At 71.5% G+C, this 18897-nt stretch carries 20 protein-coding genes and 1 rRNA gene; 15 read left to right on the top strand and 6 right to left on the bottom strand.

Translation table 11 applies throughout. The annotated features are described in order from the left end of the window. The first annotated feature begins 112 nt into the window (after positions 1–112). The 11 genes from rrf to CRP27_RS08980 all read left to right on the top strand — a co-directional run bounded on the left by rrf (position 113) and on the right by CRP27_RS08980 (position 10531). Positions 113–229 (top strand): 5S ribosomal RNA (rrf, locus tag CRP27_RS09015). Between the two features lie 345 nt (positions 230–574). Then, positions 575–1510 (top strand): hypothetical protein, encoded by a 936-nt coding sequence (locus CRP27_RS17980; protein ID WP_217990711.1) that lies wholly within the window; start codon positions 575–577, stop codon positions 1508–1510. A 29-nt stretch (positions 1511–1539) separates the two neighbouring features. Next, complete coding sequence (locus tag CRP27_RS18475; protein WP_255257507.1) at positions 1540–2289, top strand: hypothetical protein; 750 nt, start codon at positions 1540–1542, stop codon at positions 2287–2289. Position 2290: 1 nt separating this feature from the next. Beyond that, positions 2291–3292 (top strand): HAD-IIA family hydrolase, encoded by a 1002-nt coding sequence (locus tag CRP27_RS09010; RefSeq protein WP_255257506.1) that lies wholly within the window; start codon positions 2291–2293, stop codon positions 3290–3292. Between the two features lie 10 nt (positions 3293–3302). Continuing rightward, on the top strand, positions 3303–3452 hold the full coding sequence (locus tag CRP27_RS18215; RefSeq protein ID WP_167590898.1) for a hypothetical protein: 150 nt from the start codon (positions 3303–3305) through the stop codon (positions 3450–3452). Continuing rightward, positions 3445–4278, top strand: coding sequence for a TlyA family RNA methyltransferase (locus CRP27_RS09005; RefSeq protein WP_255257505.1), 834 nt, complete (start codon positions 3445–3447; stop codon positions 4276–4278). The genes CRP27_RS18215 and CRP27_RS09005 overlap by 8 nt, the downstream gene beginning before the upstream one ends. Continuing rightward, a complete protein-coding gene (locus tag CRP27_RS09000) occupies positions 4275–5201 on the top strand; it encodes an NAD kinase (RefSeq protein WP_097180295.1) in 927 nt (308 codons plus the stop codon). Before CRP27_RS09005 ends, CRP27_RS09000 begins: the two co-directional genes overlap by 4 nt. 52 nt (positions 5202–5253) lie before the next feature. Next, positions 5254–6948, top strand: a complete 1695-nt coding sequence (recN, locus tag CRP27_RS08995) for a DNA repair protein RecN (RefSeq protein ID WP_097180294.1) — start codon at positions 5254–5256, stop codon at positions 6946–6948. A gap of 117 nt (positions 6949–7065) precedes the next feature. Continuing rightward, complete coding sequence (locus CRP27_RS08990; protein ID WP_097180293.1) at positions 7066–8781, top strand: CTP synthase; 1716 nt, start codon at positions 7066–7068, stop codon at positions 8779–8781. Between the two features lie 160 nt (positions 8782–8941). Beyond that, on the top strand, positions 8942–9517 hold the full coding sequence (locus tag CRP27_RS08985; RefSeq protein ID WP_097180292.1) for an NUDIX hydrolase: 576 nt from the start codon (positions 8942–8944) through the stop codon (positions 9515–9517). A gap of 12 nt (positions 9518–9529) precedes the next feature. Beyond that, positions 9530–10531, top strand: a complete 1002-nt coding sequence (locus CRP27_RS08980; protein ID WP_097180291.1) for a site-specific tyrosine recombinase XerD — start codon at positions 9530–9532, stop codon at positions 10529–10531. Positions 10532–10588: 57 nt separating this feature from the next. Here CRP27_RS08980 and CRP27_RS08975 read toward each other — a convergent pair whose 3' ends face one another. From CRP27_RS08975 to CRP27_RS08965, 3 genes are all read right to left on the bottom strand, one after another. Then, on the bottom strand, positions 10589–11035 hold the full coding sequence (locus CRP27_RS08975; protein ID WP_097180290.1) for a DUF2510 domain-containing protein: 447 nt from the start codon (positions 11033–11035) through the stop codon (positions 10589–10591). 105 nt (positions 11036–11140) lie between these two features. Beyond that, a complete protein-coding gene (locus tag CRP27_RS08970) occupies positions 11141–11656 on the bottom strand; it encodes a hypothetical protein (protein WP_097180289.1) in 516 nt (171 codons plus the stop codon). A gap of 17 nt (positions 11657–11673) precedes the next feature. Next, positions 11674–12711 (bottom strand): LLM class flavin-dependent oxidoreductase, encoded by a 1038-nt coding sequence (locus CRP27_RS08965; protein WP_097180288.1) that lies wholly within the window; start codon positions 12709–12711, stop codon positions 11674–11676. Positions 12712–12761: 50 nt separating this feature from the next. Between CRP27_RS08965 and CRP27_RS08960 the strand changes: the two genes are divergently transcribed. Then, positions 12762–13094 carry a TraR/DksA C4-type zinc finger protein gene (locus CRP27_RS08960; RefSeq protein WP_097180287.1) on the top strand — a complete coding sequence of 111 codons (333 nt, stop codon included), beginning with the start codon at positions 12762–12764 and terminating at the stop codon, positions 13092–13094. Positions 13095–13228: 134 nt separating this feature from the next. Next, positions 13229–13660, top strand: coding sequence for a TIGR02611 family protein (locus tag CRP27_RS08955; RefSeq protein WP_097180286.1), 432 nt, complete (start codon positions 13229–13231; stop codon positions 13658–13660). A gap of 198 nt (positions 13661–13858) precedes the next feature. On the opposite strand, the gene CRP27_RS08950 is transcribed toward CRP27_RS08955, so the two are convergent. After that, positions 13859–15115: an MFS transporter gene (locus tag CRP27_RS08950; RefSeq protein WP_097180285.1), complete on the bottom strand. Its 1257-nt coding sequence runs from the start codon at positions 15113–15115 to the stop codon at positions 13859–13861. Between the two features lie 111 nt (positions 15116–15226). Between CRP27_RS08950 and CRP27_RS08945 the strand changes: the two genes are divergently transcribed. After that, the gene (locus CRP27_RS08945; RefSeq protein ID WP_079237136.1) at positions 15227–15592 is read left to right on the top strand and encodes a helix-turn-helix transcriptional regulator; all 366 of its coding nucleotides are present in this window, start codon (positions 15227–15229) and stop codon (positions 15590–15592) included. Beyond that, positions 15589–17178, top strand: coding sequence for a methyltransferase (locus CRP27_RS08940; protein ID WP_255257504.1), 1590 nt, complete (start codon positions 15589–15591; stop codon positions 17176–17178). Before CRP27_RS08945 ends, CRP27_RS08940 begins: the two co-directional genes overlap by 4 nt. 2 nt (positions 17179–17180) lie before the next feature. Here the strand turns inward: CRP27_RS08940 and CRP27_RS08935 are convergent, their stop codons facing one another. Next, positions 17181–18077, bottom strand: a complete 897-nt coding sequence (locus CRP27_RS08935) for an NAD(P)-dependent oxidoreductase (RefSeq protein WP_255257503.1) — start codon at positions 18075–18077, stop codon at positions 17181–17183. Positions 18078–18210: 133 nt separating this feature from the next. Beyond that, positions 18211–18801, bottom strand: a complete 591-nt coding sequence (locus CRP27_RS08930) for a TetR/AcrR family transcriptional regulator (protein ID WP_097180284.1) — start codon at positions 18799–18801, stop codon at positions 18211–18213. Between the last annotated feature and the right edge of the window lie 96 nt (positions 18802–18897).

Below are 18897 nucleotides of genomic sequence, written 5' to 3'. Positions count from 1 at the left end.
CGGTGTGGGGCTCGCGTCCACTTTGTGGTTCCCGACAGACGATCGGGAATCAAACTGAATACTTCAGCTACAGCTGAGAACATGTTTGAGACCAGATCATGGTCGACAGTGTTCCGGTGGTCATAGCGAGAGGGAAACGCCCGGTCACATTCCGAACCCGGAAGCTAAGCCTCTCAGCGCCGATGGTACTGCAAGGGGGACCTTGTGGGAGAGTAGGACGCCGCCGGACTTAACGTAGATAGAAGATGTGGCCATCGGCCCTCCATCGAGAACTCGCAGGGGAGACCCTCGTTCTCGGGAGGCCGGTGGCTACTTCTGTTTCTGCCGTGGGGCACTCGACTCGTGCGCCGGTTCGTGATGGACTGGACGACGAGCGACGGGTGACCGATGCGGCGCCAACACAACGACACAGCGGACGATCGCCCGGGCACGAGCTCGGGCACGCAACGAGGAGCAACGGTGGCGAACGACGACGATCAGCGGCGGAACGACGGCGACCGCGGAGACCGACCTCGCCGTGACGGCGACCGGAGTCCTCGACGCGACGGCGGGAACCGCTGGTCGTCCGGTCCTCGTGACTTCGAACGTCGCGAGGGGGAGCGTCGGGACGCCCCTCGTCGTGACGGCGATCGCCCCGCCCGGAGCGGCGGCTCCTCGCGCGACGGCGGGCGTCCGTTCCGTGACGGCGACCGGTCGTTGCGCGATGGTGGACGTCGACCCGCTTGGCGCGGCGATCGTGACGACTCCAGCCGGCCGCCGCGTGGTGATGGTCCTCGCGGCGGTGACCGCCCCTTCCGGAGCAACGACGACCGTCCGCGCCGTGACGGCGACCGTCCGTTCCGGTCGGACCGTCCCGCGCGTGATGGTGACCGACCCCGTCGTGACGGCGACCGTCCCTTCCGTTCCGATCGGCCGGCTCGTGACGGTGACCGTCCGCGTCGCGATGGGGACCGTCCGTTCCGCGGTGGCTCCGACCGCCCGCGTCGTGACGGTGACCGTCCGTTCCGTTCCGACCGTCCGGCGCGTGACGGCGATCGTCCGCGTCGTGACGGTGACCGTCCGTTCCGTTCCGACCGTCCGGCCCGTGACGGCGATCGTCCGCGTCGTGACGGTGACCGGCCGTTCCGCGGCAACGACGATCGTGCGCGTCGTGACGGTGACCGTCCGTTCCGTTCCGACCGTCCCGCTCGTGACGGTGACCGTCCCCGTCGCGACGGCGACCGCCCGTTCCGTTCGGACCGTCCGGCTCGCGACGGCGATCGTCCGCGTCGTGATGGTGACCGGCCGTTCCGCGGTGGTTCCGACCGTGACCGCGGCGGCCGCGACGACCGGCAGCGCTTCGGGGACGGCAGCCGTCACGCCGGTGCCCGGTTCGGCGAGTCCTCGCGCGACGACTGGGAGGACCGCGACCCGTACGGCACGAAGTCGATCCGCCCGCGGCACGACGACCCGGAGATCCCCGAGGAGATCGACGCGCGTGACCTCGACAAGGTCGCTCGTGCCGAGCTGAAGACCCTCAGCAAGGACAACGCCGACTGGGTGGCACGACACCTCGTCGCCGCCGCGATGCTCGTGGACGACGATCCGGAGACCGCGAACCAGCACGCACTGAGCGCCGCTCGTCGCGCCGGTCGCGTCGGGGTCGTGCGGGAGACCGCCGCGATCACCGCGTACCGACTCGGCGACTTCGCCACCGCGCTCCGCGAGTTGCGCACCTACCGACGCATCTCGGGTCGCAACGACCAGCTGCCGATGATGGTGGACTGCGAGCGCGGCCTGGGCCGACCGGAACGCGCGCTCGAACTGGGGCGGTCCGTCGACCGCGCCGCGCTGGACACCCCCGTGCAGGTCGAGTTGGCGATCGCCATGTCCGGCGCCCGCCTCGACCTCGGGAACCCCACAGCCGCACTCGGCGAGCTGGAGATTCCACAGCTCGACCCGTCCACTGCGTACACCTGGTCCCCGGCCCTCTACAGTGCTTACGCGGCCACGCTCGAGGAGCTCGGCCGTCAGGACGAGGCCGACGAGTGGTGGGCCCGTGTCGATCGCGCTGCCGAGGCCCTCGCCGAGGTCGCCGACGAGAACGCTTGGGAGACAGTTGATGTGGTCGAGGAAACGCTCGAAGTCGAAGGAGACGAGCTCGCAGGAGCGGTCGATGACGAGCCCGACGCCGAACTCGCCGACGAGCCCCTCGGGGACGAGCCCGACGACGACGAACCCGCAGGCGACGAGCCCGGCGAACTCGACGACGACAACCCCACCGACGTCGACGGCTCCGCAGCGAACTGACGTGCCGAAGCCGCCGACGGACGGTGTGGACGTCGTCCTCACAGACCTCGACGGCGTCGTGTACCGCGGCCGCAACGCGATCCCGCACGCGGTGGAGGCGCTGACCCGGGCCTCGCTGAGCGCGCGTGTCGGCTACATCACGAACAACGCCTCGCGGCGTCCGGTCGACGTGGCGGAGCACCTCGAGCGCTACGGGCTCGAGGTCTCCGAGGACGACGTCGTGACCTCGTCGCAGGCGGGCGTGCGTCTGCTCGAGACCCTCGTCCCCGCGGGCTCGACGGTCCTCGTCACGGGCGGCCTCGGGCTGACCAGCATCGTCGAGGCCGCCGGCTTCACCGTGACGACGAGTGCGGAGGACTCCCCGGCAGCCGTCATCCAGGGGTTCTCGCCCGACCTCGGCTGGACGCACCTGGCCGAGGCCTCGTTCGCCCTCGCCGACCCGGAGATCCCCTGGGTCGCGACGAACATGGACTGGTCGATCCCGGTCGAGCGCGGCATCGCGCCCGGCAACGGCACGCTCGTGTCCGCCGTGCACCAGGCAGTCGGCCGGATGCCGGTCGTGGCGGGCAAGCCCGAGCGACCGATCTTCGACGCGGCCGTCGCCCGGTTCGGCGGCGAACACCCGCTGTTCATCGGCGACCGACTCGACACCGACATCAAGGGCGCGAACGACGCCGGCATCCCGAGCGTCCTCGTGCTGACCGGCATCGACAAGGCGAAGCAGGTCCTCGCGGCAGACCAGCGCTCGCGTCCCACGTACATCCTCGCCGACCTGCGTGGCCTGTCCGAGCCGTACCCGGTGACCATCCGGCGCGAGGACCCGGACGGCACCCGGTACGCCACCGTCGGCGACGTCACGGTCGCGATGCGTGGGCACGTCGTGCGCGTGCTCGACGACGGCGACGCGATCGACCTGCTGCGTGCGGGGACAGCACTCATCTGGGAGTCCGGCCTGGCGATCTACGGCCTCGACGTCGACCCGAAGCTGTACGGCGGCGAGTAGCGTGGGCCACGTGCCGAACGACGAGCAGGGACCCGACGACTTCGCCCAGCGCACCGCTGCGGTCGAGGCACTCCCGTTGCCCGATCGCGCCGACGCGTTCTCCGCACTCCACGACGAGCTGCGCACCCGGCTCGAGAGCGGTGGCACCGCGAGTGCCTGACGACTCCGTGGTCGGACAGGTCTCGTCGCCCGTCCGGCTCGACGCCCTCGTGGCCGCGCGCGGGCTCGCGAAGTCCCGCACGGCAGCCGCCAAGCTGATCCAGGCCGGCCGCGTGACGGTTTCCGGGACCGCGGTCGTGAAGCCCTCTGCCGCGGTCCAGCCGGCGGCAGCGATCGAGGTCGACACCGAGGACGAGTGGGTCTCCCGGGCGGCGCGCAAGCTCGTGGGCGCGCTCGACACGTTCGGCGTCGACCCGACCGACCGCGTGGTGCTCGACGTGGGCGCGAGCACGGGCGGGTTCACCCAGGTGCTCCTGTCGCGCGGTGCCCGTCGCGTCGTGGCGCTCGACGTCGGTCACGGGCAGCTCGACCCCGTCGTCGCACTCGACTCCCGTGTCGCGGTCGTCGAGGGCGTGAACGCGCGGAACCTCACCGCCGAGGACTACGCGGCGCTCGACCCGGCGGCCGGCGAGACCAGTCTGGTGGTCGGCGACCTGTCCTTCATCTCCCTCAGGATCGTGCTGCCCGCCCTGGCCGAGGCCGTGCCGGCCGACGACTTCGTCCTGCTCGTGAAGCCGCAGTTCGAGGTCGGTCGCGGTGGTGTCCGCGAGGGCATCGTGCGCGACCCCGCGCTGCGGAGCGACGCCCTGATGAACGTGCTCTGGGCCGCCTGGGACCTCGGGCTCGGTACGACCGGGGTCGCAGCGTCCCCGATCGTCGGCACCCACGGCAACCACGAGTACCTGGCGCGCTTCCAGCGTGGTGTCGGTGCCAATCCGACAGAATGGATCGACCGCGCGACGGCACTGGCGGAAGGGACAGCATGAGCGACGACCGGCACATCCTCCTGGTGTCCCACACGGGCCGACGGGACTCCATCGACGCTGCGGTCGAGGTCTGCGACCTCCTGCACGCTGCCGGCCTCGTCCCGGTGATGCCCTTCGACGAGTACGCCGACATCCGGCGGGCCGAGGCGTCGGTCGGACAGGTGGACATCCTCGGCGTGGACGTCCAGTCCGACCAGCTCGAGATCGTCATCGTCCTCGGCGGCGACGGCACCATCCTGCGTGCGGCCGAACTCGTCCGGGGGACCGGGGCACCGATCGTCGGGGTGAACCTCGGCCACGTCGGGTTCCTGGCCGAGAGCGAGCGGGACGGCCTGCGGGCGACCGTCGAGCGGGCACTCTCCGGCGAGTACCACGTCGAGGAACGCGTCACGCTGCAGGTCGACGTGGTCGTCGGGCACGAGGTCGTCTACTCGTCGTGGGCGCTGAACGAGGCCACCATCGAGAAGGCCTCGCGGGAGCGCATGCTCGAGGTCGTGACGGAGGTCGACGGCCGTCCGCTGTCGTCGTTCGGGTGCGACGGTGTCGTCGTGTCCACGCCGACCGGGTCGACGGCGTACTCGTTCTCCGGCGGCGGCCCGATCGTCTGGCCGGACGTCGACGCGTTGCTCATGGTGCCGTTGAGCGCGCACGCCCTCTTCGCCCGGCCGATCGTGGTCGGGCCGGACTGCACCCTCGCGATCGAGGTCCTGCGGCGAACCAGCGGCGTCGGCGTGCTGTGGTGCGATGGCCGGCGGACCCACGACCTCCCGCCCGGCGCGCGCGTCGAGGTGCGGCGGTCGCAGGACCCCGTGCGCGTCGCACGTCTCAAGGACGCTCCCTTCACCGACCGTCTCGTCGCGAAGTTCCAGCTGCCCGTCGCCGGGTGGCGCGGACCGCAGACGGACGACGAGGACACCCTGTGATCGGCGTGGGTGGGCGCAGCATCGTGGTCTCCGACGGCTGCGAGGACGTCCGGTGATCGAGGAGATCCAGATCTCCGACCTCGGGGTCATCGGTGAGACGACCCTCGAGCTCGGACCCGGGTTCACCGTCGTGACGGGCGAGACCGGTGCGGGCAAGACGATGATCGTCACCGCGCTCGGCCTCCTGCTCGGTGCACGTGCCGACGCCGGTTCCGTCCGTCGTGGTGCCTCGAGCGCCGTCGTGGAGGGCCGCTGGCACGTTCCCGAGCACGACGCCGTCGCCGAACGCGTCGAGGACGCCGGCGGCGCGGTCGAGGACGGCGAACTCATCCTCACGCGCACGGTGTCGGCCGAGGGCCGGAGCCGTGCGACCGTCGGCGGCCGCAGCGCTCCCGTGGCGGTGCTCGGCGAGCTCGCCGACCAGCTCGTGACGGTGCACGGCCAGTCCGACCAGATCCGCCTGACCTCGGCGACCGCGCAGCGTGCCGCCCTCGACGGGTTCGGCGGTGCGGCGCTCGAGAAGGCCCTGCAGCGCTACGTCACGGCGTACGACGCCTGGCAGCAGCACGCCGGCGAGCTCGAGACGCTGACCCGGGACCGCGACGACCGCGTGGCCGAGGCCGAACGCATCCGCGCGGCGTCCGACGAGATCGAGGCCGCCAATCCGCAGCCGGGCGAGGACGCCGAGCTCGCCGAGCGTGCCGAGCGGCTCGGGAACCTCGAGGAACTCCGACTGTCGGCGGGGCTCGCGCACGAGGCGCTGTCGAGCGAGTCCCTCGACGGCGTGCACGACGTCGTCGGGCTGGTCGAGTCCGCTCGCCGCGCGATCGAACGCGTCGCCGGCTCCGACGCCGAACTGCAGCCGGTGCTCGAACAGCTGACCGAGCTGGGCATCCAGGCCACCGAGGCCTCGGCGAGCCTGTCGAGCTACCTCGGGTCCCTCGAACCGGACGCGGGGCACGACCTCGAGCTCATCAACGAGCGTCGGGCGCTGCTCGCCGGGCTCACGCGGAAGTACGGCGACACGATCGACGACGTCATCGCGTACGGGCAGCGGGCGAGCGACCGGCTGCTCGAGCTCGACGGCGACGACGACCGCATCGCCACGTTGCAGCAGGCCGTCGAGCAGGACTTCCAGGCACTCGAGTCCGCCGGCACCGACCTGACGACGGCGCGCACCAAGGCCGCGAACGACCTCGCGAAGCGCGTCACGGCGGAGCTGAAGACCCTCGCGATGGCCGGTGCGTCCCTCGTGGTCGAGGTGTCGGACGCGGGCGAGTACCGCCGGCACGGACGCGACCAGGTGTCGATCCTGCTGCAGCCGCACTCCGGCACGGATCCGCGGCCGATCAGCAAGGGCGCATCGGGCGGGGAGCTCTCACGCGTCATGCTGGCGATCGAGGTCGTCATGGCGGGCACCACGACCGTCCCGACCTTCGTGTTCGACGAGGTCGACGCGGGCGTCGGTGGTGCGGCTGCGATCGAGATCGGCCGGCGCCTGGCGAAGCTCGCGGAGCGGACGCAGGTGATCGTCGTGACGCACCTGGCGCAGGTCGCGGCGTTCGCGAACAACCACCTCAACGTCGTGAAGGACGCCAGCGGTGCGGTCACGTCGTCGAGCGTGCGTCGGCTCGAGGGCGAGGACCGTCTGCAGGAGATGGCGCGACTGCTGTCCGGCCTCGGCGACAGCGCCAGCGGCATCGAGCACGCGCGCGAGCTGCTGGACGTCGCCGGGCAGAAGGCCTGACGGCCAGCCGACCGGCGGGGCCGACCACGGCCCGCGAACCCGGCCACACGCCCGACGCAACGCCCACGGCGAACCGAGGTCGCGCCTCCCGGCAGTTCTGACGTACGATGGAATCCCGTGGCGGACACTCTCAGCGGCGGAACCAATTCCTCGAACGCGACCCCGAAGGTGACGAAGCAGATCTTCGTGACCGGCGGGGTCGTCTCGTCTCTCGGCAAGGGCCTCACAGCGGCCAGCCTCGGCAACCTCCTCACGGCACGCGGCCTCAAGGTCGTCATGCAGAAGCTCGACCCGTACCTCAACGTGGACCCGGGCACCATGAACCCGTTCCAGCACGGCGAAGTCTTCGTGACCGACGACGGTGCGGAGACGGACCTCGACATCGGGCACTACGAGCGCTTCCTCGACATCAACCTGTCGCAGGCCGCGAACGTGACCACCGGCCAGGTGTACTCGACGGTGATCGCCAAGGAGCGTCGCGGCGAGTACCTCGGCGACACGGTGCAGGTCATCCCGCACATCACCGACGAGATCAAGCGGCGGATGCGCGAGCAGGCGCAGAACGACCCGCAGCCCGACGTCATCATCACCGAGGTCGGCGGAACGGTCGGTGACATCGAGTCGCAGCCGTTCATCGAGTCGGCACGCCAGGTGCGCCACGAGCTCGGCCGGAACAACGTGTTCTTCGTGCACGTCTCGCTCGTGCCGTTCATGAACGCCTCGGGCGAGCAGAAGACCAAGCCGACGCAGCACTCCGTGGCCGCGCTCCGCTCGATCGGCATCCAGCCCGACGCCCTGGTGCTGCGCAGCGACCGCCCGGTGTCGGACGCGAACAAGCGCAAGATCGCCCTGATGTGCGACGTCGACGAGGACGCCGTGGTGAACGCGGTGGACGTCCCGTCGATCTACGACCTCCCGACGCTGCTCAACAACCAGGGCCTCGACCAGGTCATCGTCGACGCGCTCCACCTCGACGCGGGCGCGGTCGACTGGACGGCGTGGACGCCGGTGCTGCACGCGGTGCACGAACCGAAGAAGGACGTCACGATCGCCCTCGTCGGCAAGTACATCGACCTCCCGGACGCGTACCTGTCGGTCACCGAGGCGCTCCGTGCGGGTGGCTTCGCGCACAACGCCAAGGTCACGCTCAAGTGGGTCGTGTCGGACGACTGCACCACGCCCGAGGGTGCTGCGAAGCACCTCGGCGACGTCGACGGCATCTGCGTCCCCGGCGGGTTCGGCGTGCGCGGCATCGAGGGCAAGCTCGGTGCGCTGCGCTTCGCGCGTGAGCAGGGCATCCCCACGCTCGGCCTGTGCCTCGGCCTGCAGTGCATGGTCATCGAGTACGCCCGGCACGAGGCCGGCCTCACGGACGCGTCGAGCACCGAGTTCGACCCGGAGACCACGACGCCGGTCATCGCGACCATGGCGGAGCAGGTCGACATCATCGCCGGTGGCGACCTGGGCGGCACCATGCGCCTCGGCCTGTACCCGGCGACGTTCTCGGACGGGTCGCTGGCCGCCGAGCTCTACGGCGCCGCGGAGGCCTCCGAGCGGCACCGTCACCGCTACGAGGTGAACAACACGTACCGCCAGCAGATCGCCGACGCCGGCCTGGTGTTCTCGGGCACCTCGCCCGACGGCACCCTGGTCGAGTACGTCGAGCTGCCGCGCGACGTGCACCCGTTCTACATTGCCACGCAGGCGCACCCGGAGCTGCGCTCGCGTCCGACGAACGCGCACCCGCTGTTCGCGGGGCTCGTCGAGGCCGCGATCACGCGGCACGAGGCGTCCAGCCTCTTCGACCCGCAGAACGAGGAGCAGGTCGCGTAAGCGCAGCCCAGCCACGATCGGACTGGAGGTGGGCCCCGCCAGCCGGTACCGGCGCACCGCGCCAGCGGGGTGACGGCCGTGCCTGGAGGGACGGTGCCAGCTGGCACCGCGCCTCCAGTCCGTCTGCGGTCGCGTCAGCGGCCCGTGCTTGGATGGTCGCGTGACTGACGCGCCTCTCTCCGACGAACCAGCCTCCTTCGAGGTCACCGACTCCACCGTCGTCTACGAGGGGGCGGTCTGGGACGTCCGACGCGACACGATCGCGTACCACGACGACACGATGGTGCGGGAGTACATCGACCACACGGGTGCCGTCGCCGTGTACGCCGAGGACTCCGAGGGCCGCGTCCTCGTCATCCAGCAGTACCGGCACCCCGTCCGCGTGCGCGACTGGGAGCTGCCGGCCGGCCTGCTCGACATGGAGGGCGAGGACCGGCTGACCGCGGCGAAGCGGGAGCTGGCGGAGGAGGCCGACCTCGAGGCCGACGAGTGGGAACCGCTCGTGACGTACAACACGTCGTCCGGTGGGAGCGACGAGTTCCTGCAGATCTACCGCGCCCGGGGTGTCCGGCCGACCGCCACGGCCTTCGACCGCGAGGCCGAGGAAGCCGACATCGTGAAGCGCTGGGTGCCGCGGGCCGAGCTGGTGGACGCGATCCTCGACGGTCGGCTGCACAACTCCGGGCTCGTCGTGGCCGTGCTCGCGGTGGACGCTGCGGAGCGGCGCGCCGGTTAGCCTGTCGGGGTGATGCCCCTGGACCGTGCCACGGAGACCTACCTGCGGCACATCGCGATCGAGCGGGGACTGTCGCAGCACACCCTGTCGGCGTACCGGCGGGACCTCGGGACGTTCGCGTCCTGGATCGCCGCTGCCCCGGTCGTCGACTCGGACGGAGCCGACCGGGCCGGGGGGTCGGCGGTCCTCGAGGACGTCGGTCGGATCTGCCGTGCGGACCTCGCCGGCTTCGTGACGTACCTGGCCACCCGGCCGTCGGGTCCGTTGGGACCGCGATCGGTCGCGCGGATGCTCAGCTCCGTGCGCTCGTTCACGGCGTTCGCGGCGGGGGAGGGGTGGCTGCAGCTCGACCCGGGCGCATCCGTCCGTCCGCCGAAGGCACCGATGCGGCTGCCGAAGGCGATCTCCGTGCACGACATGGAGCGGTTGCTCGCAGCGGCGTCGACCGGCTCTGCCGACGGCGTGGCCAACGATCTCGTCGGCCTGCGGGACAAGGCGCTCCTCGAGCTGCTCTACGCCACCGGTGCGCGGATCTCCGAGGCCGTCGGGCTGTCGGTCGACGACGTCACGACACTGTCGGACTCCGGCGGGGAACTCTCCGTGGTGAAGGTCACCGGCAAGGGGAACAAGCAGCGCGTCGTCCCGCTCGGCAGCTACGCCCGGGCGGCGGTCGACGCGTACCTCGTGCGGGCGCGTCCGGTGTTCGCGGCACGCGGTGCCTCCACGCCGGCGCTGTTCCTCGGTGCCCGGGGTGCGCGGCTGTCCCGGCAGAGCGCCTGGCTCGTGATCCAGGCGGCGGCGTCGCGCGCCGAACTGGCCGAGCACGTGTCGCCGCACACCTTCCGGCACTCGTTCGCGACGCACCTGCTCGAGGGTGGGGCCGACGTCCGTGTCGTGCAGGAGCTGCTCGGGCACGCGAGCGTCGCGACGACCCAGATCTACACGATGGTCACGGCGGACATGCTCCGGGACGTGTACCAGACGGCGCACCCACGGGCACGGCGCACTCCGTGAGCAGGAACGGTCGGGTGCGCGCGCTCGCGAACCGGTCTCGGGACCCGTGCGCGTCCGTCAGAACAGGTGGAACTGCGACGACGCGGCCACGGCGGCCGTCGCCACCGCGACGACCAGGGCGCTCGCCGAAGCACTCCGGGCCAGGACGCGCCAGCCGCCGGTCGCGCCCGGCCACACCACCGCGAGCAAGCCGGTGGCGATCGCGGCGGCGCTGCACACGCCCCACGGGTTCATGACGATCGAGAGCGCGGCGAACAGGACGGCGAGCGACGAGAACGCGCTGAACCGGTGCACGCCCGAGCCGCCCGACGCCCAGGACCCCGTCCGGACGGCAGCCGGTTGCACCGAGAACGACGGTCCCACCGGTGCGACGACGACCGGCACGATGGGCTCGGTACGGCTCGGCAGCGCTCGCGTGGCGGCTCCCCAGGCGTGACCGTCCCACCAGCGCAGGCGACTGGCGTCCTGCGGGTCCGGGAACCAGCCGGCGGCCGGCAGCGTCACGGGGAGCTCCTCGAGGTGCGGTGGATGGTGCCCCTCGACGCTACGGGAGTGCGGAAACCGGCCACAGTCCCAGGCCGGGTGTCAGCAGGAAGGGGGACCAGCGCGTCAGTCGTCGGACGCGACCACGACCGAGACGCGATCGTGCGGTCGGTCGATCACGACGTACTCGTGGAAGCCCTTGTCTCCCGTGACCCACCCGTAGCCGTGTTCGTGCTCGTCGCCCGGGTGCACGAGGCGCAGGAGGGTGCCACGACGGAGCGTGCCGATGACGCGATCGAGCTCGGAGCGGGTCTCGCTCGTGAGGGTGAACTCCGGATCGGTCCAGTTCTGGACCGTCGCCCAGGTGCGCAGGACGTCGCCGGCGCGGTCGGGATCCGCGGGCTCGAACGACGTCGGCGTGATGCTCGCGAGCGTCCACCTGCCGTGCACCGGCACCGGTCCGTCGGTGTTCCGGCCGCCGAAGGGTGATGCGTAGTCGTGGCCGTAGCCGTCGGCGGCGAGCATCTCCGCGAGGACCGTGCGGTCGTCGGTCGCGTCGGACACGGCGAAGTGGGTCGTCTGCACCCACATCTGTGTCGCGTCCAGGTGCAGGATCTCGGAGCCGGCCAGCGTGACACCCATGTCGGAACCGTAGCGGCTCAGGCGGGGACCGGTGCCGCGTCCACCTCGCGCATGACGTCCTTCACCGACGCGAGCAGCCGCGCGTTGAAGTCGACGCCGAGCTGGTTCGGCACCGTGACGAGCACCGTGTCCGCCGCCCGCACGGCCTTGTCGGCTGCGAGCTCCGCCACGAGGTCCTCGGGCGACCCGATGTACGAGCGACCGAACCGGGCGAGGCCGCCGTCGAGGTGCCCGACCTGGTCCTGCCCCTCGACCTGCGCCCGGACGCCGAAGTAGTGCCGCGACTCGTCGTCGATGATCGGGATGATGCTGCGCGAGACCGAGACCCGCGGGGTCCGCTCCCACCCCATCTGCTCCCAGGTCGACCGGAAGCGTGCGATCTGCTCGGCCTGCAGCTCGTCGAACGGCACACCGGTGTCCTCCGTGAGCAGGGTCGACGACATGAGGTTCATGCCCTGCTCGGCGGTCCACTCTGCGGTCGCCCGTGTCCCGGCACCCCACCAGATGCGGTCGCCGAGTCCCTCGGACAGTGGCGAGATCGGCAGCGAGCCGACCGAGCCGGTCATCTGCGGGTTCGCGTTCGCCATCGGTTCCCCGGCGATCGCGCGGCGGAACACGTCGGTGTGCGCCCGCGCCATGTCGCCACCGTTCTCGTCGGACGCGTCCGGCACGTACCCGAACTGCTGGTAACCGGCGAGAGCGGTCTCGGGTGAACCACGGGAGACGCCGAGCTGCAGTCGTCCGCCGGAGATGAGGTCGGCGGCTGCCGCTTCTTCCGCCATGTACAGGGGGTTCTCGTACCGCATGTCGATCACGCCGGTGCCGATCTCGATGCGGCTGGTCCGTGCGGCGATCGCGGAGAGCAGCGGGAACGGCGCGGCCTGCTGCGGCGCGAAGTGGTGGACGCGGAAGTAGGCGCCGTCGACGCCGGCATCCTCGGCCGCGACGGCGAGGTCGATCGCCTGCACGAGGGCCTCGCGGCCGCTGCGCACCTTGGAGCCCGGCACGTCGCGCCAGTGTCCGAACGACAGGAACCCGATCTTCGTCATGTCGATACGAACGCATCCGACCGCGCGCCCATTCCGAGACGACTACGGTGTCCGGCATGGACGATCCTCGGCAGGCGCTCGAGACGGAACGCGCCCGCAACGAGCGCCTCCTGGCCGACGTCGAGCGGAGCATGCAGGACGTGAGCGACGCCCGGCAGGACGCCAACTCCGACGACGAGCACGATCCGGAGGGTGCGACCCTCGCCTGGGAGCGCGGCTCGCTCGGTGCCGTCCGCGACGACGCGCGCGAGCGACTCCGGCTGGTGGACGCCGCGCTCGCGCGGCTCGACGCCGGCACCTACGGGCGCTGCGCGGTCGGCGGCGAGCCGATCCCGGAGGCCCGGCTCGACGCCGTCCCGTGGGCCGCGACGTGCGTCGCCCACGCGTGACGGGCCTGCAGACGGTCACGACCTGACGGACGGGAGGCACGGGTCGTCCCTGCCCCGCGCCTCCAGTCCGGAACGCACCGCGCGTCCACCGCGTGCGCCGCGGATTCCCAGCCGCGCGCCCTACATTTCCGCACATGGAAGGCGACCCGAACGACCGGACCGACGCGGTCGAACACGCCGAGGCGCCGCACCGTCGGTTCCAGTGGTTCCACGACGTCCGTGCCTGGATCCACGCCCGGCCGCACCTGCACCTCTTCTACAAGGTGCTGGTCGGGATCGTCGGCGGGCTGGTCGTCGTGATCGGGCTGATCCTCGTCCCGCTGCCGGGGCCGGGGTGGCTCGTGGTGTTCATCGGGCTGACGATCCTCGCGAGCGAGTTCCACTTCTTCCACAAGATCATCACGTGGCTCCGGGCGCAGCTGCACCGCTTCTGGGACTGGGCGAAGGCGCACGGGCCGCAGTGGCTGCGGAACGCTGCCGACCGGGGCAAGGCGGACGTCGATGCGGCACACGCCGACGCCCGCCGCGGTGTCGGCGTCCGCAAGCGCCCGCGTCCCGGCCACTGACGCGCGCTGCGGGCCGCGCGCCCTCGCACCGTGCGAGGACGGCCACGCAGTGTGCGAGGACGGCCACGCAGTGTGCGAGGACGGCCACGCAGTGTGCGAGGTTCCGCGCAGTGTGCGGGGCGATGCGCGTCGCACGGTGGTCGGAACCTCGCACACTGCGGGACCGGCCATCGGCCGGCCGTGCCGGCCGTGCCGCGGTCAGTCGGCGGATGCCACCCGGATCGTGCCGGTGCAGGTGCGCTCGAGGACCTCGGCGGCGTGTTCCTCCACCACGGCGGCGTCCCGCGACACGAGCTGCAGCACGAGGGCGACCGCGGCGGCGAGGACGATGAACGCGCCGTACCCGGCGATGACCGGCACGAGGCCGACCGTCGGCTCGAGCAGGCCGCCGATGACGGCGGGGACGCCGAACGCCAGGTAGCTCACGACGTAGATCGTGGACAGGAGTCCGGCGCGGTGCGTCGGGGCTGCGGTGGCGAGGAGCATCCGCAGCGGTGCCTGGAACCCGGCGCCGAAGCCGACGCCGGCGATCGCGCTGCCGACGACCAGTCCGGGCAGGGAGTGCGCCATCACGAACGCGACGGTGACGATCGGCCCGAGCACCAGGGCGACGAGTCCGACCATGACCGCTCGGCGGGCGTCCATCCGCTGCGTCGCGAGTCCGGTCAGCGCACCGACGCCGGTGACGACGGCGATGAGTGCCCCGGCGGCGAAGTGGTTCGTGATGCCGAAGACCGCGCCGAGTGCGGAGGGGACGAGCGACAGGAACATCCCGCCGAGGGCCCAGCTCGCGACGAGGGAGCCGGCGACGCTGCGGAAGAGGCGGCGCGAGGACCGGGGGACGCTGATGCGCGGCGCGAGGGAGCGCAGGGCACCGGGGCGTCGGGTGACCCGCTCGGGGACGACGACGAGCGCGATCACCATGAGCACGAGGAGCGATCCGAACAGGACGTAGACGAGCTGCTCCGGAGCGGGACCCCACTGCACGAGGGCACCGCTCGACATGGCGCCGGTGGCGAGGGCGATCGGCGGGATGACACCGTTCAGCACGCCGGCGAGGTTCGGGAAACGCTCGAGGGAGTTGTCGATGAGGGCGGCTCCGAGGGCGCCGATGAGCAGTCCGACGGAGACACCCTGGACGATGCGGTCGACGATGAGTGCGCCGACACCGTCCGCGATCGCGAAGAGCCCGAGGGACAGCGCGACCCCGAGTCCGCCCACGACGAGCACGGGCTTGCGGCCGACGTGGTCCGACAGGCGACCGGCGACCAGCAGGCTCGCGAGCAGGCCGGCGACGTAGATCGCGAACACGCCGGTGAGCATGAGCGGCGTGAGGTGCCACTCTGCTGCGTAGACGGGGTAGATCGGCGAGGGGACCGCCGACGAGGCGACGGACACCAGGAGCATCGCCGCGAGGATCCAGAACCCGGCGACCGAGCGAGCTGACTGCGCCATGTGCGCCACCTTCCGTTGCGAACGGGACAGTACGAAGAGAGTCGTACAGTATCGAGTCATGCTGTACGACGCAAGTCGTACTACGAGCCGAACGGTGGTAGCGTCCCGTCCATGCCCGCGCCCGTGGATGCCCCCGAACACCTGCCGCAACCGTCCGTGGCGGAGATGGACCTCCCCGTCGTCATGGACGCCCTGAGCGACCCCATCCGGCTCGCGATCCTGCACCGGTACCTCGTGGACGCCGCCGGCGGCATCCGCAGCTGCGGGTGGGTCGGCATCGACCGGCCGAAGTCCACGCTGACCCACCACTTCCGCGTCCTGCGCGAGGCCGGGTTGCTCGAGCAGCAGCAGGAGGGCCTCACCCGCTCGAGCCGTGTCCGCATCGACGACGTGGAAGCGCGGTTCCCGGGCCTGCTCGACCTGGTGTTCGCGTGGCAGGTCCCCGCGGCGCTCATGCGCGAGGACGTCCCCGCGTGAGCGCCACCGACGCCCACACCCTGCCGACGATCGTCGCGGACGCTGCCGTCACCGATGCGCTGCGCCAGGACCTGACCGACGCCGGGTTCACGGTCGAGCGGGTCGACGCACTGTGGGGCGCGGAAGCCGCCGCGTCGCTGCACCGGGGTTCCCGAGTGGCCGCGCTCCGTGCCCTCGCCGCTCGGGACACGACGGCGCTCACCACCCTCGCCACGCTCTTCGTGCTCGGGCTCCCGGTCCCGCGGGCCGACGCTGATCGTGCGTTCGCGACGACCGGAGTGCCGGCCGTCGCCGCTGCCGGGCTGGTCCGGGCGGACGACGACGACGAGGTCGTCCGTCCGACCGTGGACCTCCGCCCGTACGCCTTCGTGGACGACCTCGGCGCCGGCAGCTGGTGGATCGTCTCCGACCTCGGGGAGCTCGCACTCGGCACGGCCCTCGGGGAGGAGCACGTCCTCGGCATCGGCGGTGCGACCACCACGCTGTCCGGCCTGCAGGTGCCCGTGCCCGTCCGCCGCGTGCTCGACCTCGGCACCGGCTGCGGCATCCAGGCCCTGCACGCCCGGCGCTTCGCCGACCAGGTGGTCGCGACCGACATCTCGCGGCGTGCCCTCGACATCGCCCGGTTCAACGCGGATCTCAACGGCGTCGACGGGATCGAGTTCCGGTACGGCTCGCTGTACGAACCGGTCGCGGGGGAGCGCTTCGACCGCATCGTGTCGAACCCGCCGTTCGTCATCACGCCCCGCCGCGAGGGCGTGCCCTCGTACGAGTACCGCGACGGCGGCATGGTCGGCGACGCCCTGGTGGAGACGGTCCTCCGCGGGCTGACGGACCACCTGGAGCCCGGCGGGACCGCGCAGCTGCTCGGCAACTGGGAGTACCACTGGGGCGTCGACGGCCTCGATCGCGTCCGCTCCTGGTTCGAGGACGCCGACGCCGACGGACGTGGCCTCGACGCGTGGGTGCTCGAGCGGGAGCGGCAGGACCCCGCCGCCTACGCCGAGACCTGGATCCGCGACGGCGGTACGAAGCCCGGCACGGACGCGTTCGACGACCTGGTGGACGCCTGGCTCGACGACTTCCAGGACCGTCGCGTCACCGGCGTCGGCTTCGGCTACGTCGTGGTCCGGAAGCCACAGCCCGAGCCCGTGGGGAGCGGCACGGCGCACCTCCGCCGCTTCGAGCGCGTCCCCGAGGCGCTCGGCTCCAACCCCGCGGGGCTCGGCGCGACGGTGGCGCGCGCCCTCGACGCGGCCACGTGGCTGGCCGCCCACGACGACGTCGCGCTCGCATCGGCGCACCTGGTCGTGGCCGGCGACGTCACCGAGGAGCGCCACTACTGGCCCGGCAACGACGACCCCACCGTCATGACCCTCGTGCAGGGCGGTGGGCTCGGTCGTCGTGTCGACGCCGACACGGCGCTCGCCGCGTTCGTCGGTGCGTGCGACGGGGACCTGTCGGTGGCCGCGATCGTCGGGGCGCTCGCGCAGATCACGGGCGTCGACGAGCACGCGCTCGCCGCGGACCTGCTGCCGGCGGCCCGTGACCTCGTGCTCGACGGGCTGTTGGCGCCCCGGGCCTGAGGTCAGGCGCGGTGGTCGCGCCAGCTGTGCTCGGGCGCGTAGCCGAGGAGCTCGCGGGCCTTCTCCGAGGACAGCAGTGAGCTGACGCCGTCGATGTCCGCACGACGCTCGATGTCCGGCACGTACCGGTCGACGAGCTCGATCGTCGGGGTGTCCATGACGGTGTCCGGGCTGGCGATCACGAACGCCTCGAACCCGGTGAGCTCGGCCTCGACGGCCTTGCGCACGGCCTGGGCGCCGTCCCGTGAGTCGATGTACGACCACAGGTTGAAGGTCTTCGCCTCGGGGGTGGCGTCCCACGGGAACGCCGGGTAGTCGGTCTCGTCCATCACGTTCGAGAACCGCAGGCCGATCATCTTCAGCTCGGGGTCCCAGTGGGTGAAGTGGCGGGCCATCTCCTCCTCGACGGCCTTGCCGAGGGAGTACGACGACTTCGGGCGGACCGCGAAGTCCTCGTCGACGGGCAGGTAGGGCGGGTGGTGCTCGCCCATCGGGATCCCGAGCAGGGTCTCGCTCGACGCCCACACCAGGTTCTTGATCTTCGCGGCACGGGCGGCGTGGAAGACGTTGATCGACGCCGTGACGTTGTTCGTGATCAGGGCGACGTCGGGCACCTGTCCAGGGGCCGGGATCGCGCCGAGGTGCACCACGGCGTCGACGTGGTCGTACCGGTCGTCGACGCCCGTGAAGGCGCCGAGGACCTGCCCGTAGTCGCCGAGGTCGGTGCGCACGAACTGCACCCGCTCGGGCTTGTCGGGGGAGGGGACGCGGTCGAGCAGGACCACGTCGTACCCGTGCGCGTCGAGGTCGCGCACCACCGCTCGTCCGAGCTTGCCGCTGCCACCGGTCACCACTACACGCGTCATCGCGTCGCTCCACATCGTCGTCGGGATCTCCATCCTGCCGTGCGTGCCCTGGACGCAACCAGGCACTGGCGGTACCTGTCCGTCGGACGCGCGCCGTCCCTCTCTCCACCGGCACGGCCGGCCCGTCGCTGGCGCGTCGGTCCGGAACCGGCGGTGTGGGCCCAGGCTAGGAGGAGGGGACCGCCTGCGCGATCGCGAGCCGCGCGACCAACTCGACGTGCTCCGCCATGTCGCGCGTCGGGTCGTAGAGCCACTGGATCTGCATGCCGTCCGAGATGGCGAGGAGCACGCTCGTGAGCTGCTCCGGGTCGACGTCCGGGCGGAGCCGGCCCTCCTGCTGCATGGTCCGGAAGTCCGCGGCGAGGTCGCGCCGGGAGTTCTCGTACCGCTGTCGGAAGTACTCGTGCGCCGGGTGCTCCGGGTCGGTGGCGGCTGCGGCGGACAGGTTCACGAACATCTGCACGAGCCCGGGGACCTCGGTGTTGTGCCGGACGATCGCCGCCAGGAGCTCGGCCGGGTCGGAGGTGTGCCAGTCCGTCGCGTTGTCGATCTCGTCGCGTCGGCGGAGGATCTCGACCCAGAGCTCGTCCTTCGAGTCGAAGTAGTGCAGCAGCCCGGCCTGGGTGAGCCCCACGGCGTCGGCGATGTCCTTGATGCTCGTGCGCCGGAAGCCCTGCTGCGCGACGAGCTCGAGCGCCGTCGTGAGGATCTCCCCACGCTTCGCGATGCCCTTCGCGTACGAACCCCGTCGTGCCATGGCAGGACTGTACCGCCCGGAGTCCACGCAGAAAACCTAGTGCTAATTGGTTTTGGTGGTACGGTGACGTGAGCCGCCGAAGAAGGCGTGCGAGTC

It is taken from the genome of Curtobacterium sp. 314Chir4.1 (genome assembly GCF_900215175.1).
GTDB classification, from domain to species: Bacteria; Actinomycetota; Actinomycetes; order Actinomycetales; family Microbacteriaceae; genus Curtobacterium; species Curtobacterium pusillum_A.
This window is presented reverse-complemented; position numbering and strand designations above follow the sequence as displayed.

What these genes read in the sequence shown, in the direction of transcription:
- CRP27_RS09000 (WP_097180295.1), top strand. Translation starts at nt 4,275, where the DNA reads ATGAGCGACGACCGGCACATCCTCCTGGTGTCCCACACGGGCCGACGG.
- CRP27_RS08980 (WP_097180291.1), top strand. Translation starts at nt 9,530, where the DNA reads ATGCCCCTGGACCGTGCCACGGAGACCTACCTGCGGCACATCGCGATC.
- CRP27_RS08970 (WP_097180289.1), bottom strand. Translation starts at nt 11,656, where the DNA reads ATGGGTGTCACGCTGGCCGGCTCCGAGATCCTGCACCTGGACGCGACA.
- CRP27_RS08960 (WP_097180287.1), top strand. Translation starts at nt 12,762, where the DNA reads ATGGACGATCCTCGGCAGGCGCTCGAGACGGAACGCGCCCGCAACGAG.
- CRP27_RS08955 (WP_097180286.1), top strand. Translation starts at nt 13,229, where the DNA reads ATGGAAGGCGACCCGAACGACCGGACCGACGCGGTCGAACACGCCGAG.
- CRP27_RS08950 (WP_097180285.1), bottom strand. Translation starts at nt 15,115, where the DNA reads ATGGCGCAGTCAGCTCGCTCGGTCGCCGGGTTCTGGATCCTCGCGGCG.
- CRP27_RS08945 (WP_079237136.1), top strand. Translation starts at nt 15,227, where the DNA reads ATGCCCGCGCCCGTGGATGCCCCCGAACACCTGCCGCAACCGTCCGTG.
- CRP27_RS08935 (WP_255257503.1), bottom strand. Translation starts at nt 18,077, where the DNA reads ATGGAGATCCCGACGACGATGTGGAGCGACGCGATGACGCGTGTAGTG.
- CRP27_RS08930 (WP_097180284.1), bottom strand. Translation starts at nt 18,801, where the DNA reads ATGGCACGACGGGGTTCGTACGCGAAGGGCATCGCGAAGCGTGGGGAG.